The sequence below is a fragment of the Aggregatibacter sp. genome (assembly GCF_057314075.1).
Window position 1 is genome coordinate 214370 of the sequence record NZ_DBHLAR010000005.1, and the last position, 15648, is coordinate 230017.

12 protein-coding genes are annotated in these 15648 nt (G+C 41.3%); 9 read left to right on the forward strand and 3 right to left on the reverse strand.

What is annotated here, in order from left to right; translation table 11 throughout:
* Nucleotides 1-4: 4 nt before the first annotated feature.
* Complete coding sequence (mglC, locus tag ACO5E4_RS04500) at nucleotides 5-1015, forward strand: galactose/methyl galactoside ABC transporter permease MglC (protein ID WP_454901289.1); 1011 nt, start codon at nucleotides 5-7, stop codon at nucleotides 1013-1015.
* Nucleotides 1016-1098: 83 nt separating this feature from the next.
* Here mglC and ACO5E4_RS04505 read toward each other — a convergent pair whose 3' ends face one another.
* Both ACO5E4_RS04505 and fabB read right to left on the reverse strand, forming a co-directional pair.
* Entirely contained in the window at nucleotides 1099-2955 is a 1857-nt protein-coding gene (locus ACO5E4_RS04505) for an ATP-binding protein (RefSeq protein ID WP_485862208.1), read from the reverse strand.
* A gap of 141 nt (nucleotides 2956-3096) precedes the next feature.
* The gene (gene fabB, locus ACO5E4_RS04510) at nucleotides 3097-4317 is read right to left on the reverse strand and encodes a beta-ketoacyl-ACP synthase I (protein ID WP_485862209.1); all 1221 of its coding nucleotides are present in this window, start codon (nucleotides 4315-4317) and stop codon (nucleotides 3097-3099) included.
* 166 nt (nucleotides 4318-4483) lie between these two features.
* Between fabB and mnmC the strand changes: the two genes are divergently transcribed.
* Entirely contained in the window at nucleotides 4484-6502 is a 2019-nt protein-coding gene (gene mnmC, locus ACO5E4_RS04515; RefSeq protein ID WP_485862210.1) for a bifunctional tRNA (5-methylaminomethyl-2-thiouridine)(34)-methyltransferase MnmC2/FAD-dependent 5-carboxymethylaminomethyl-2-thiouridine(34) oxidoreductase MnmC1, read from the forward strand.
* A 196-nt stretch (nucleotides 6503-6698) separates the two neighbouring features.
* A complete protein-coding gene (locus ACO5E4_RS04520) occupies nucleotides 6699-9848 on the forward strand; it encodes a TonB-dependent hemoglobin/transferrin/lactoferrin family receptor (RefSeq protein WP_212510497.1) in 3150 nt (1049 codons plus the stop codon).
* Between the two features lie 106 nt (nucleotides 9849-9954).
* On the opposite strand, the gene grpE is transcribed toward ACO5E4_RS04520, so the two are convergent.
* Nucleotides 9955-10533 carry a nucleotide exchange factor GrpE gene (gene grpE, locus ACO5E4_RS04525; RefSeq protein WP_485862211.1) on the reverse strand — a complete coding sequence of 193 codons (579 nt, stop codon included), beginning with the start codon at nucleotides 10531-10533 and terminating at the stop codon, nucleotides 9955-9957.
* A gap of 127 nt (nucleotides 10534-10660) precedes the next feature.
* On the opposite strand from grpE, the gene ACO5E4_RS04530 reads away from it, so the two are divergent.
* From ACO5E4_RS04530 to ACO5E4_RS04555, 6 genes are all read left to right on the forward strand, one after another.
* Complete coding sequence (locus ACO5E4_RS04530) at nucleotides 10661-11578, forward strand: NAD(+) kinase (RefSeq protein ID WP_376922637.1); 918 nt, start codon at nucleotides 10661-10663, stop codon at nucleotides 11576-11578.
* A 73-nt stretch (nucleotides 11579-11651) separates the two neighbouring features.
* A complete protein-coding gene (gene recN, locus ACO5E4_RS04535) occupies nucleotides 11652-13328 on the forward strand; it encodes a DNA repair protein RecN (RefSeq protein ID WP_485862212.1) in 1677 nt (558 codons plus the stop codon).
* 156 nt (nucleotides 13329-13484) lie between these two features.
* Nucleotides 13485-14243 (forward strand): beta-methylgalactoside transporter, encoded by a 759-nt coding sequence (locus tag ACO5E4_RS04540; RefSeq protein ID WP_485862213.1) that lies wholly within the window; start codon nucleotides 13485-13487, stop codon nucleotides 14241-14243.
* Between the two features lie 7 nt (nucleotides 14244-14250).
* On the forward strand, nucleotides 14251-14802 hold the full coding sequence (locus tag ACO5E4_RS04545; protein WP_485862214.1) for a septation protein A: 552 nt from the start codon (nucleotides 14251-14253) through the stop codon (nucleotides 14800-14802).
* A gap of 3 nt (nucleotides 14803-14805) precedes the next feature.
* Nucleotides 14806-15267, forward strand: a complete 462-nt coding sequence (yciA, locus tag ACO5E4_RS04550) for an acyl-CoA thioester hydrolase YciA (RefSeq protein WP_314955242.1) — start codon at nucleotides 14806-14808, stop codon at nucleotides 15265-15267.
* Between the two features lie 19 nt (nucleotides 15268-15286).
* Nucleotides 15287-15583, forward strand: coding sequence for a YciI family protein (locus ACO5E4_RS04555; protein WP_308665402.1), 297 nt, complete (start codon nucleotides 15287-15289; stop codon nucleotides 15581-15583).
* The last annotated feature ends 65 nt before the right edge of the window (nucleotides 15584-15648 follow it).

The window sequence follows — 15648 nt, forward strand, 5'->3', positions numbered from 1 at the left end:
AATTATGAGTGCCTTAGAAAAAAATAAATCATTCGATTTCTTAAAGCAAAATGCGATTTATTTTGTGTTGTTGATTTTACTTGGCATCATCATCGCACAAGATCCGACATTTCTTAACTTGGTTAACTTCAGTAACATTCTGACCCAATCCTCCGTGCGTCTCATTATCGCGCTTGGGGTTGCCGGTTTATTGGTCACACAAGGTACCGACTTATCCGCCGGTCGTCAGGTTGGTCTCGCTGCGGTTATCTCCGCAACCCTGTTGCAATCCATGGAAAACATGAACCGCGTATTCCCTGACCTTGGTGAAATTCCAATTCCGGTGGTTATCCTTGCTGTTTGTGCTGTGGGTGCAGTCATCGGTTTAGTAAATGGTTTGGTGATCGCTTACTTAAACGTAACCCCGTTTATCGCGACAATGGGTACCATGATTATCGTTTACGGTTTCAATTCCCTTTATTACGATGCCGTAGGCGGCTCCCCGATTGCCGGTTTCAGCGAAAATTTCTCCACCTTTGCGCAAGGTTTTATTCGCTTAGGTTCATTTAAGCTCTCCTACATCACCATTTATGCGGCCATTTGTGCTTTCGGTGTGTGGGTGATGTGGAACAAAACACGCTTTGGTAAAAACATTTTTGCTATCGGTGGTAACCCAGAAGCGGCCAAAGTCTCCGGTGTCAACGTGGCGCGCAACCTTGTTGTCATCTACATGATTGCCGGTATGTTCTACGCTTTCGGTGGTATGTTAGAGGCCGGTCGTATCGGTTCCGCCACCAATAACCTCGGTTTCATGTATGAATTGGATGCTATCGCAGCCTGCGTAGTAGGCGGTGTGTCTTTCGCCGGTGGCGTAGGGACGGTTATCGGTGTGATTACCGGGGTAATCATCTTCACCGTGATCAACTATGGTTTAACGTATATCGGTGTAAACCCTTACTGGCAATATATCATCAAAGGTAGCATTATCATCCTTGCAGTGGCTATCGACTCCTTGAAATACGCGAAGAAAAAATAATCTTCCCATTCATGAAACGTTAAAAACGCCATAAAAAACGACCGCACTTTACCAAAGTGCGGTCGTTATTTTTTGTATTTTAACTACATATCACCGAGCCACTGGCGTAATTTATTCACATCTAACTGCCATTCTTGCACCAAAATATCCACCCAATACGCAATATTCTCCTGCCAATTTTCTGCACAACCGTTCTGTGCTAATCCAGCAATTTTTTGCAAGCGTTTTAACCCCAACGACGCCAAAGCACCTTTTATTTTATGCGCTGTAGAAAGCAGTTCAGCTTGCTGTTCCGGCGCTTTCTCATACGCTTGGTAAGCCTGTTGCAATTCTATAACATAACCGCTCATAGCCTGTTCAAATAAAGTGAGATTATCCTGCACAAACTTCACACCCAGCATCTCAATTAACTCACCGAGCATTTTTGTGTCAAAATCTGTAGATTCCTGTAACGGTTTCTTTTCCATCACATCAAAATATTTGATCTCTTCACCAAAATAATCCAACAAACATTGATTTAATTCATCGAGCGATAACGGCTTATGAATAACATCATCCATACCTTGTTCCAAATAAGCCTCTTTCTTTTGCACCACATTCGCTGTCAACGCAATCAATGGCGGAAGGAAATCATAAGTGCCATTTTCATAGTTTTTACGCAAATGATGGGCAATATCAAAACCTGACATATCCGGTAACTGAATATCTAAGAAAATCAGATCGTAATAATTTTCTTCAAATTTTTGAATCGCTTCCGCTCCAGTCATGGCAACATCAATTTGGTAACCGAGTTTTTGCAACATGGATTTTGCGACAACAATATTCACTTCAATGTCTTCCACCAACAAAATACAGAGTTTTAACGGCACTTTATTGCTACTTTCTACCGGCGGTTGTGCTTCTTTGGCTTTAAAAGTCAGTAAGAAGGTTGCCCCCTTTCCTAATTCGCTACTTACCGTCAAATCGCCGTCCATTAACTGTGCAATAGTCTTAGAAATTGACAAGCCAATCCCACTACCCAGAGATTTGTAGTGATGAGAATCCACTTGATAATACAGTTCAAAGACTTTCTCTAAATCATCTTCCGCAATCCCAATACCGGTATCCGTCACACGAATGGCAAATTCATCTTCTGCCATTTGCTCAATAGATAAGGTCACGCTTCCCTTCGGAGTAAATTTCACCGCATTCGTAATCAAATTCCATAAAATTTGGCTTAATCGCACACCATCCAACATTAACCAATTCGGTAATGTCGGCGGACAAATTAAACGAAATTCTAAGTGTTTTTCTCCTGCAATAAGTACTGCAAAATTACTGATATCATTAAGCAACGCATATAAATCCGTTTCTTTACGATTTAACTCAATACGATGCGCATCGATTTTTTCTAAATCAAGAATGTCACTGAAAATATGAGAAAGGGAAACTGCGCTGCTGTTAATAGTCCTTAAATAACTGCTCTGGCGCGCTGTCGGCTGCTCTTCCAATAAAATACGGCTCAACCCAATAATGCCATTTAACGGCGTGCGTAATTCATGGCTAATCGTAGTCATTAATATGGTTTTATCTCGGCTAATTTTTTCCACTTTATCCAACGCGGCCGACAAGCGTTTTTCCGCCAAAAGACGCACTTCCACTTCATTTTGTAGTTTCTCCACCGAATGGGACAGCGCTTGACGAGAACGTTCTAATTTCTCTACCAATAACGTAAAGAAATAAATCACAAAAGGCGCAGAAATCATGCCGAATACAATAGAACGTAGAAGATCCTGCCAATAGATTGTGCCAACAAAAATTAGGCTTAATACCATTTGTGTACATAATGCCAAGATGGCCAAAATTAACACACCTAAAATAGAAAAACGGGTTTTCCCCAGGCGGACAACCCAATCCACATAGCGATGAGCAAAACTACCGAACTGTTTGATATTCTTCATAGGATTCCATGGAAACAGAGAAATAATAAATATTGTACCTTAACTGTACAAAGGATGCTGAGGCGTTTTAAAGACAAAAAAAGTGCGGTCGAAAAACACATTGAATTTCGACCGCACTTTTCAGAGAAATAACTCGACAAATTAACCGTTATAACGTTTAAACACGAGTGTGGCATTCGTGCCACCAAAACCGAAACTGTTAGACATCACGGTTTGTAAACCGGCATTTTCTTTTGTTTCAGTCACAATGTTGCAACCCACGACTTGTTCGTCCAAAGTTTCAATGTTAATGCTTGGGGCGATGAAATCGTTATCTAACATTAACAAGGTATAAATCGCCTCGTGCGCACCGGCAGCCCCTAAAGAGTGACCTGTCATGGATTTGGTAGAAGAAATTGCCGGGATTTTATCGCCAAATACGTTTTTAATCGCACCCAGCTCTTTCACATCGCCTACCGGCGTTGATGTACCGTGCACGTTGATGTAATCAATCGGCGTATCCACGGTTGCCATGGCTTGTTTCATGCAACGTTCTGCGCCTTCACCACTTGGCGCCACCATGTCATAACCATCGGAAGTCGCACCATAACCGACGATTTCCGCATAAATTTTCGCACCACGCGCCAATGCGTGCTCTAATTCTTCTACAACCACTACTGCGCCGCCGCCGGCAATCACGAAACCGTCACGGTTTGCATCATACGCACGAGACGCTTTGGTTGGGGTTTCATTATATTTGGTGGACACTGCGCCCATTGCGTCAAATTCAGTCGCACATTCCCAAGATAATTCTTCTGCACCACCGGCGAAAACGATGTCTTGTTTACCTAATTGAATAAGTTCTAATGCGTTACCAATACAGTGTGCTGAAGTGGCACAAGCGGAACTGATACTGTAACTCACACCCTTGATTTTGTATGGAGTCGCTAAGCAAGCGGATACGCTGGATGCCATAGTTTTAGTGACGGCATAAGGGCCGATGGCTTTCACGCCGCGCGGACCACGCACAGCATCACAAGCCACCAACTGGTTGTGGGCAGAGCCTGTGCCAGCGCCGATCACCAAGCCGGTACGTTCGTTAGACACTTGCTCTTCGGTTAAACCCGCATCTTCAATCGCTTCTTTCATAGAAAGATAAGCGTATGCCGCCGCATCGCCCATGAAGCGATACACTTTACGATCGATTAACTCGCTCGGGTCCAATTTAATGGTACCGGCCACATGGCTGCGCATTTTCATTTCAATAAATTCAGGTACGATTTCAATACCGGATTTACCGGCTTTTAATGAAGCCAATACTTCTTCTTTGTTGTTACCAATACTGGAAATAATACCAAATCCGGTGATTACTGCTCTTTTCATTCGTTCTTCCTTATGAGTTGGGAAAATCATTTCGACTTACATTTGTTAGCTGAGCGCAATTTACTATGAAACCAAAATATTGCAAGCATTAATTATAACGTTCGACCAGTTAGGCCAAATCAGCGTATGATATAGCCCAAACGAAATTAGCCAAGGAATGAAATCAATGCGCGTTATTAGCCATGTCGACATCAGTTTTAACCAAGAAAACACGCCTGTTTCCAATCAATTTGACGATGTTTATTTTTCTAACCAAGACGGTTTGGAAGAAAGTCGTTACGTTTTTCAACAAGGCAATCAACTGTGGCAACGTTGGCAACAACACCAACAAAGGCACTTCGTCATTGCAGAAACAGGCTTCGGCACAGGGTTGAATTTTTTCGCCGTCACCACACTTTTTCGTGATTTTCGCCAACAATTTCCACAGGCAACATTACAACGCCTATTTTTTATTTCCTTTGAAAAATATCCGCTAACCGTAGAAGCCCTATCGCGTGCTCATCAACATTATCCGCAATTTGCCTCTCTCTCCGCACAATTACAACAGCATTGGTTAGATCCCATTGAAGGTTGCTATCGTTTTCATTTTGAGGAAACCACGCTCGATCTTTGGTTTGGTGATATTCACGACAATTTGCCACAGCTCGGCGATTATATGCACAACAAAATCGATGCGTGGTTTTTAGATGGATTTGCCCCCAGCAAAAATCCTGATATGTGGAATGACGCGCTTTATACGCAAATGTACCGTTACACCAAACCGCAAGGCACGTTCGCCACCTTCACTGCCGCAAGCGCGGTGCGTAAAGGTTTAGAAAATGCCGGTTTCAGCGTGCAAAAGCGCAAAGGTTACGGTAAAAAACGTGAATGCTTGGCGGGTGAAAAAACACTTGAAAAACCCACCGCACTTTTCACCCCATGGTACCTGCCACAACCCGCCCAGTTTGAGAGTGTGGCGGATGTTGCCATTGTGGGTGGCGGCATCGCCTCCTTATTTACCGCATTCGCCTTAATGCAACGAGGCGCGAACGTCACCCTTTATTGCGTGGATCCACAGCCGGCGATGAACGCCTCCGGTAACAAACAAGGCGCATTTTATCCGCAACTGAGTGACGATGACGAACGCAACATTCGCTTTTACATACAGGCTTTCGCTTACGGCTTACAACAATTACGTAACGCCGAAAACCTCATTAAATTTGAACATGAATTTTGTGGTGTGGCACTGTGCGGCTATAACGAAAAAAGTGCGGTCAAATTACAGAAAGTTTCGCAACTTCAGCTGCCTGAAAGCCTTTATCAAAGCCTAAGCCAAGCAGAATTAAGCGCTAAAGTCGGTCTCCCATTGCCTTGTGACGGCGGATTTATTCCACTGGGTGGATGGCTTGCGCCACAGCAATTTGTGCAGAATCTGTTTGCTTATTTGCAACAGCGTGGGCTCAGCATAAAAACATCGCAAAAAATGACCGCACTTTCCCCACAAAGAAACGGCTGGCTGGTGACGAATGCTGAAAACGACAGGTTCCATCATCAAATTGTCGTTCTCGCCAACGGGCATCAACTGCATGAATTTCCTCAAACGCAGTCGCTACCGCTTTATGCCGTGCGTGGGCAAGTCAGCCAAATTCCCATGTCAGAGCATCTGCTGAAACTGAAATCCGTGCTCTGTTATGACGGCTACATCACGCCTGCCGATCAGGCTAAAACCAGCCATTGCATTGGCGCCAGCCATGTGCGTGATTGCGCTGACCGCACTTTTAGCGAGCAGGAACAGCGGGAAAATCAGGAAAAAATCCAAAAGAACTTAGAGGGTATGCCTTGGGTGAAAGAGGTGGATACCTCTGCCAATCTGGCGCGAATCGGCGTGCGTTGCGCCATGCGGGATCGTATCCCAATGGTCGGCAATGTGCCGAATTTTGAGCAACAATGTATAGATTATAAAAATCTGTTTAACTTGCTTCGCCGTAAACAGGCCGTTTCACCTGCTACCGTACACCCTAATTTATATCTCATCGGCGCCCTCGGCTCACGCGGTTTAACCTCAGCCCCGATATTGGGCGAAATACTCGCTTCGTTAATCTACAACGAACCACTTCCGCTCAGCGAAGACCTTATACACCATTTATCAGCAAACCGTAGTTGGATAAGAAAATTGTTGAAAGGCACTTCTGTCGCAGATCTTTAAGCCCACCTTCCCAAGACCTATTTGAAAAAATAGGTCTTTTTTTCGTCATTCCATAAAATGAAATGTGATGTATATCAAAAAAATTAAAAACATATTGTTTTTAATGCTTTGCACAAAATAAAAGTCCACATAAAATAATGCGAACCATTATTATTTACATGATAATTATTTTTGATTTACTAGGAGCCATAAATTTATGCGTAAATTTAAACCAAGCTATCTTTCCCTTTCCATTCTTACAGCACTAAGTATTTCTTCTGTGACTTCTGCAGAGACAAGCAATCAACCGACAGAACAACTCAATGAAATCGTAGTGTCGGGCGATTCAAATGGTAACGGAAATGCTGCAGACAAAACCCCACCTAAAATTGCGGAAACCGTTAAAACAGCAAAAAAATTAGAAAAAGAACAAGCCCAAGATGTGAAAGATCTTGTACGTTATGACACTGGTATCACCGTTGTTGAAGCTGGTCGATTTGGGAACAGTGGCTTTGCCGTTCGTGGTGTAGAAGAAAACCGAGTTGCCATTCAAATTGATGGATTAGCACAGGCACAAACAATTTCCTCACAGGGGTTTAAAGAACTGTTTGAAGGCTATGGCAATTTTAATAACACACGTAACAGCGCAGAAATAGAAACGCTTAAACAAGCAACGATTCGTAAAGGTGCAGATTCTCTTAAATCCGGTAGCGGTGCATTGGGTGGCTCAGTCAGTTTTGAAACCAAAGACGCGCGCGATTATTTAATCGAGAAAAATTACTACGCCTCTTACAAGCGCGGTTACAACACTGCGGATAATCAAAATCTAAACACGTTAACATTGGCAGGACGCTATAAATGGTTTGATGCCATTGTTGTGGCAACGTCTCGTAAAGGGAATGAACTCGAAAACTTTGGCTATAAAGACTTTAAAGACAATATCCAAGGTAAAGAAAGAGAAAAAGCAGACCCTTATCGTCGTACGCTAGACAGTACATTAATGAAATTCGCTTTCCAACCGACAGACAATCATCGTTTCTCGGTAATGGCCGATTTATATAAACAAACCTCTAAAGGCCACGACTTCTCTTATACGTTGAAAGCAAATACGCAGTATCAAAGTTATGATGAAGCCGAGTTACGTCATACAGACGATAAAGTCGAACGTAAAAATGTTGCCTTTACGTATGAAAACTTTTCCTCAACACCGTTTTGGGACACATTAAAAATTACCTACTCCCAACAAAAAATCACCACTCGTGCGAGAACCGATGACTATTGTGATGGAAATGACAAATGTGCCTTGGCCGGTAACCCACTTGGGATGAAATATAACGACGAAAACAAACTTGTCGGCAAAGATGGTAAATTAGCGTCTTATTACAATAAACCGGCGATGTCTCAACCTGATTCAGATACAACAGTTGATCTGCCAGTAGAACCATATAATGGAAAAACCAAAAAATACAAATGGCAACGAGTTAACTGGGATAAACTTCCTAGTGGCTATGAAGATTATTATGTAAAACCAGGCAATAAGTCTTGTGATAATGATTTCAGCTCTTGGGACTCACCAAAAGTGGGAGATGTATCAACCTGTAAAGCTACACTATCCAAAAAAGGAAGCACTACCCCAGCAGAAAGCAAGTTAAATATAAATGGCAAAAGCTATGATCTCTTGGGTGCCGATAAAGGTTTAATCGGCGATGAACAGCTTGTTCCAACCAATGTTTCTCATATCTTTAGCTGTGAGGCATTTAATTGTAATAAACCAAACATTACCGGCTTTCAAAAAGACGGAACACCAGTCGATATTCCTATTGAAGTGTTCGAAAAAGATGGCAAAAAATATGCCAAAACAGCCATCATGAGTAATAACCAATTGAGCGGGCCGATGTTTTTCATGCCAAATAAAAAAGGCTATCAAGACAATTTATGGTCACAACGCGATCTAGTCAGCAAAACCAAACAAGTTAATCTCGATCTGACCAAACATATCGAATTAGGTAAGACTCAACACGAGCTATCCTATGGTGCATTGTGGGCAGAGATGGAAAAATCCATGGTAAATACGTCAGGAGCCAGCCCGCGTAACCTGAAATGGTGGGCAGAATATCCTGCAAACTGCGATACCTTCTTAAGTCCGACAGAATTAAATCCGGACAGATCACATACTCTCTGTAACAAACAAAATGTATTTTCTTTCTTAATTCCGGTTAAAACCAAAAGCGGCGCATTGTATTTTATTGATGACTTCCGTGTGAACGATTATTTTGCCTTCAATGCGGGCTATCGTTATGACCGCGTAAAATATCAACCTGAATACATTCCGGGTGTCACACCGAAAATCCCTGATGATATGGTGACAAACCTCTATATCACAGAACCTAAGTTTGATCCAAATCGCGCCGATACGGATATGACGGAATTAGCTAAGAAAGAAGCCAACGCAATTGCCAATATTAAAGAAATTGCGCAACCTAAAAAATTCTCAGCGAGTTCTTATTCCTTTGGCACAACAATTGATCCGTTAGACTGGTTACGCCTACAAGTTAAATACAGTAAGGCATTCCGTGCACCGACAAGTGATGAAATTTATTTCACCTTTAAACATCCGGATTTTTCTATTTTACCAAATAAAAATCTTCAACCGGAAACAGCAAAAACAAAAGAACTCTCTTTAACTTTCCATAATGACATGGGGTACATCACAGGGTCTGTTTTTGATACCAGATATCATAACTTTATTGATTTATCCTATAAAGGAAATTACAACTTTAAAGGGCATTCTAAATTATTGCCATTTAGCGTTTATCAAAATATAAATCGCCCAAATGCGAAAGTAACCGGTTTTGAAATCTCATCTCATCTGGAATTAAGCTATCTTACTAAATTCCTCAATGGATTTAGCCTAAGTTATAAATATAGTCAGCAAAAAGGAAGAATGGATGGCAATATTCCAATGAATCCAATTCAACCGAAAACAGCAATCTATGGAATTAGCTATGCTCATCCTGATGAAAAATTTGGATTAGATTTATATGTTTCTCACGTATCCGCCAAAAATGCGGAAGATACTTATAATATGTATCACAAAGAAGAAGGTAAGAAAGAAACAACGCTTAAATGGAGAAGTGATTCTTACACAACCCTCGATTTATTGGGCTATGTTAAACCAATTAAAAATCTCACATTAAGAGCGGGTGTCTATAACCTAACCAATCGTAAATACATCACTTGGGATTCGGCGAGATCAATACGTCCATTTGGAACAAGTAATATGATCAATCAAAATACCGGATTAGGTATTAACCGCTTCTATGCACCGGGTAGAAACTATCGACTCTCTATGCAATTAGAATTTTAACCAACAAAAAAGGAGAAGTTTGAAACTTCTCCTTTTTCTTTATTCTAAAGTGCGGCCGGATTTCAAAAGTTTTTAAAAAATGACCGCTCTTTTATCTGTAATTAACTTACGCTGCTACCATCACCATTGCCGGGCGAATCACGCGGCCGTTAAGCAAGTAACCTTTTTGCAATACGGTGGTGATTTGGTTGGTTTCAAAGCCTTCCATCGGTTGCATAGAAATGGCTTGGTGGAGATCCGGATTGAAAACCTCTCCGACAACGCCTACAGGTTCAACGCCGAAACGGGCAACCGTCGCCAATAATTCTTTTAATGTTAGCTCTACACCGTCAAACAAAGCTTTAACGGTTTCATCTTCAGTGTTTGCCGGGGTGGCTAAAGCACGTTCTAAGTTATCAATGGTGTTTAAAATGTCTTTGGCAAATTTTTCTAACGCAAATTTATGCGCTTTTTCAACATCTTGTTCTGTACGACGACGAATATTGTCGATTTCAGCACGGGTACGCAACAATAAATCTTGTTCTTTTTTTGCGGTTTCCGCTAATTGTGCTTCTAATTCTTGTACGCGTGCGATAGCTTCTTCCAAAGGATCTTCCATGTTTTTTTGTTCTTCAACATCCACTTCTTGCGATTGAAGATCTTGTTCTAATTCTTCGTTTTTTTCTTGTTTTTGTTCGTCTGCCATAGTCATTCTCCAATTAATAAAAGTTAGGCGATTATAACAAAAAATGCCGCATTTACCACTTGAGTAAAAGGCTTTCTGTTGTAATATAATGCCCAATTTATTGAATTCAAGTTAATGTAAAAACAATATGGATACGTTAAATTCGGCAAAACCGCAAACGTTGCATACCTCATTTCAAACCATTGCATTGGTTGGTAAACCGAGAAATGATATCAACCTACAAATGCATAAAAACCTGTTTTTTTGGTTAATTGAACGCGGTTATCAGGTGTTAGTTGAACAAGATATCGGTAAAAAAATTGAGCTTCCCCCAAAACATTTAGCTACCTTAGAAGAAATCGGCCAATCTGCTCAACTTGCAATTGTTATTGGTGGCGATGGCAATATGTTGGGACGTGCCCGCATTTTAGCCGAATATCATATTCCGCTTATCGGTATCAACCGTGGCAATTTAGGTTTTTTAACGGATATTGACCCCAAAAACGCCTATTCCCAATTACAAGCCTGCTTGGAAAACGGCGAATTTTTTGTAGAAGAACGCTTCCTATTAAAAGCCTGTGTGGAACGCGACAATGAAATCATTGCCAGTAGTATTGCCGTCAACGAGGCGGTGATTCACCCGGCCAAAATTGCGCATATGATTGATTTTCACGTGCATATCAATGATCAGTTTGCGTTTTCACAACGTTCCGATGGTTTAATCATTTCAACGCCAACCGGCTCAACCGCTTATTCTCTTTCTGCCGGTGGCCCAATTTTAACCCCACAACTCAACGCCATCGCGCTGGTGCCGATGTTTCCACACACCTTGTCTTCACGCCCGCTCGTGGTGGACGGCAATAGCAAAATTTCTATTCGCTTTGCAGAATACAACACTTCTCAATTAGAGTTAGGTTGCGACAGTCAAGTTGCCCTCCAATTCGGGCCTGATGATATTATCCACATTCAAAAATGTGACTATCCTCTCCGTTTACTGCATCTTAAAAGCTACAATTATTACAAAGTATTAAGCTCCAAATTAGGTTGGTTGCGTAACTTTTCTTAAAGATCAACAACCCTCTTTACTGTATATTAAAACAGCAGTATACTGATAAACATACAGTAAAGAGGATTTGCTTATGTTGACCCAACTCACCATTAATAATTTTGCTATTGTTCGTCAGTTAAATATTGAATTATTGCAAGGAATGTCCGTCATCACCGGTGAAACCGGCGCGGGAAAATCTATTGCTATTGATGCCCTAAGTGTCTGCCTCGGACAACGGACAGACGCCTCAATGTTACGAGAAGGTCAAGAGCGCGCGGATATTTGTGCGACATTTCATCTAAACAGTAACAACCCGGCTTTCCAATTTTTACAAGAAAACGAATTGCAGGATCCTGACAATCCTGAAGACTGCATTTTACGCCGCATTATTAATCATGACGGACGCTCTAAAGCGTTCATTAATGGCATTCCGGTGTCTGCAGCCCAATTAAAAGAGATTGGGCAACATCTCATTCAAATTAATGGCCAACACGCGTCGCAACGTTTACTGAAAAACGACTACCAACTGCAGTTAGTCGATAATTTCTGTCAACATACCGCACTTTTACAACAAATGAGCCTTGATTATCAAACATGGCGCAATTTGCAACATCAAGTCAAAACCTTCCAACAAAAATGTGCGGAAAACGAAGCGAGAAAACAGCTTTTACAGTATCAAGTAAGTGAACTGGATGAGTTTAATTTAAAAGAAAATGAATACGAGGAATTAGAAGCGGATCATCTTCGTCTTTCCAATAGTGAAGAATTAACGCAGCTTTCCCAGTCAGTTTTGCAATTATTAAGCGAAAATGAAACGGTCAGCGCAGATTCGCTACTTTATCGCGCGGTGCAACATTTAAGTGAACTCTGCGAGTTAGATAATCGTTATACCGACGTGCAAAATCTATTAAATGAAGCCTTAATTCAAGTGCAAGAAGCCACCAATGAAATTCAGTCGTTAAGCAGCAATATTGAGCAAGATCCAACGTTATTGGCAGACATTGAACAACGCCTGGGGCAAGCCGTGCAATTAGCGCGCAAGCACAATGTAAAACCACAAGATTTAGTGGCATTACACCGTCGTCTCAAAGCGGAATTGAATGAATTGGAAGATTTTTCCGGTAGTGAAGAAATGCTCATTCAACAAGAACAAGCGGCTCACGAAAAAATGCTTGCCACAGCGACTGCACTTCATCAAAGCCGTCAATTGGGTGCACAAAAGCTGGCACAGCAAGTAACCAAATCCATCAAACAATTAGCGATGGAACACGCAGAATTCTTTATTGAGTTGCATAGTGACTATGACAAGATAAGTGCAAATGGTGCAGATAATGCGATTTTTACCCTACAAAGTAACTTAGGTCAAAGCGCTCAACCGCTCGCCAAAATTGCTTCCGGCGGTGAGCTTTCTCGCATTGCCTTAGCCATTCAGGTACAGGCATCTAACCAAACCGCCATCCCAACATTAATTTTTGATGAAATTGATGTCGGTATCAGCGGCGCTACAGCAAATGTGGTCGGCAAATTATTAAGAAAACTCAGCGAAAAATGCCAAGTCATTTGTGTTACCCACTTGCCGCAAGTTGCCTGCCATGGAACACATCATTTCTCGGTTGAAAAATCGACCGTCGATCAAAAAACGGAAACAAAAATGACCGCACTTTCCCCACAACAACGGGTCAAGGCATTAGCAAAATTGTTAGGCGGAAGCAAAATTACGGATGCTGTATTAGCCAATGCACAAGAAATGCTAGATGCTGCTGCATAGGTGAGGAAGACAAAAAAATTGGGCAAATGACGCCCAATTTTTATATGGAAAAAACAATAAAATTGTTTTAATACAAATTTCCGTTTTTTTATGTTTTTATCCTGAAAGGTCAGTATAATTAGGCTCTTTTCTTTCACGCTTAATTAAGTAAATGAAATGCCGATAAACTTTACCCAAATTATTAAAGATAGCTTTCATTTCATGCAAAATGAAAAGCGAAACATCATCGTCTTGTGTGCTCTTTACTTTTTTGCCGATATCATCATGGTGTTGCTGCAGTCAGTGATGTTACCAAATGAAATTATTGTTTCTCTGTCAAACAACCAAATTTCTTCCGCTATCTCGGAAGAACAAGGCATCAATTTGGTGACTTTCTTTTTTCTTAAACAGTTTATTTATATTTTTATCAGTGCATGGTGTTTAGTCACCATTCATCAAATTAGCTTGCGACAATTCAGTACCGTTTTGCAGAGTTTTTCCGCGACACTGAAACGTATTTGGGGCGCTATGTTACTGAGCTTTTTGATTTTCATCCCAATTCTTGTGGGGCTCACAGAAGCGATGATCGCTATTCAACAAAAAATACAACCTTCCATTATTTCATTATTTGCAATGGTTATCGGCATTTGGCTCTATATTCGTCTTTGCTTGGCGCCGGTACATTATTTGCTAACAAACGACAGCATAAGCCATTCCGCTAAAATCACGTGGCGTGCTGCGATGGGGCGTGTGTCTGTATTATTTATCTTCTGCTTGCTGATTTATGTGCTGATCCCATTTGTGGAAAATTTTCTCACCGCCTTTTCAAGCAATGCCATCATGGCACTCATTAGCGGTATCCTGGTTGCGCTAATCAATGTATTTGCATTGGTTGTCACATACCGTTTTTATACGTTATTTATATCAAAGGCATAACATCAATATGAAACAATTACTTGAATTTATTCCCTTAATTCTCTTTTTTGCCGTCTATAAATTAATTGGAATTCGTGAAGCGGCAATCACCTTAGTGATCGCAACTATCGTGCAATTCATTATTTTAAAAGTGAAATACGGCAAAATTGAAACGCAACAAAAATTCATGGCAGGTGCGGTTATTTTTTTCGGTACCCTCACTGCTTACTTTAACGATCTTGAGTTTTTGAAATGGAAAGTGACGATTATTTATGCGCTCTTTGCATTGGTTTTACTTATTGCTCAATTTGGTTTCAAAAAACTGTTGATAAAACAACTCCTTGGAAAAGAAATCCAATTGCCGGAACATGTTTGGAAAAACTTAAATCTAGGTTGGAGTGGCTTTTTTATTTTATGTATGTTACTTAACATTTATATCAGCCGATATTTATCGGACGACATTTGGGTCGATTTCAAGTCCTTCGGCATTATCGGTATGACGTTTGTCGCCACGATCATTACTGGTCTTTATATTTATCGCTATTTACCTCAAACACAACAAGAAAAAAACAAGGAATAATCGATGTCAGCTCAACTCACTGATAGTAAAACCGGACAACAATCTCATGGCACGCTTCTGCTCAGAACCTTAGCGATGCCCTCAAACACCAACGCCAACGGCGATATTTTCGGTGGCTGGATCATGTCTCAAATGGACATTGGCGGTGCAATTTTAGCAAAAGAAATCGCTCATGGTCGTGTTGTGACCGTTGCTGTCGAAAGCATGAATTTTATTCGCCCAGTTAGCGTAGGCGATGTGGTATGTTGCTATGGACAATGCTTATACGTTGGACGTAGCTCAATTAAAATCAAAGTAGAAGTCTGGGTAAAAAAAGTGGCAAGCGAACCTATCGGCGAGCGTTATTGCGTAACGGAAGCGCAATTTACCTTCGTTGCCGTCGATCCGGAAGGCCGGCCACGCCCAATTCCACGTGAGAATAATCATGAATTAGATATCGCTTTGGCGCATATCAACACACGATAACCAGAAAGGAGAACTTAAAATGTACTACGTTATTTTTGCTCAAGACAAACCAAATACCTTGGCTCAACGCTTAGCAGTGCGTGAACAACACCTTGCTCGTTTGAAACAACTCCAAGCGGAAGATCGTTTATTAACCGCTGGCCCAAACCCGGCTATTGATGATGAAAATCCAGGTGAGGCCGGTTTCACCGGTTCGACCGTCATTGCCAAGTTTGATAGCTTGCAAGCAGCAAAAGACTGGGCAGATCAAGATCCTTATGTCGAAGCCGGCGTGTATGGTGATGTCATCATTAAGCCGTTTAAAAAAGTATTCTAATTTTCAAACGGTAATCACAGAAACATGTTGAACTAATGATAACAAAGGCGGATCTAAGTATCCGC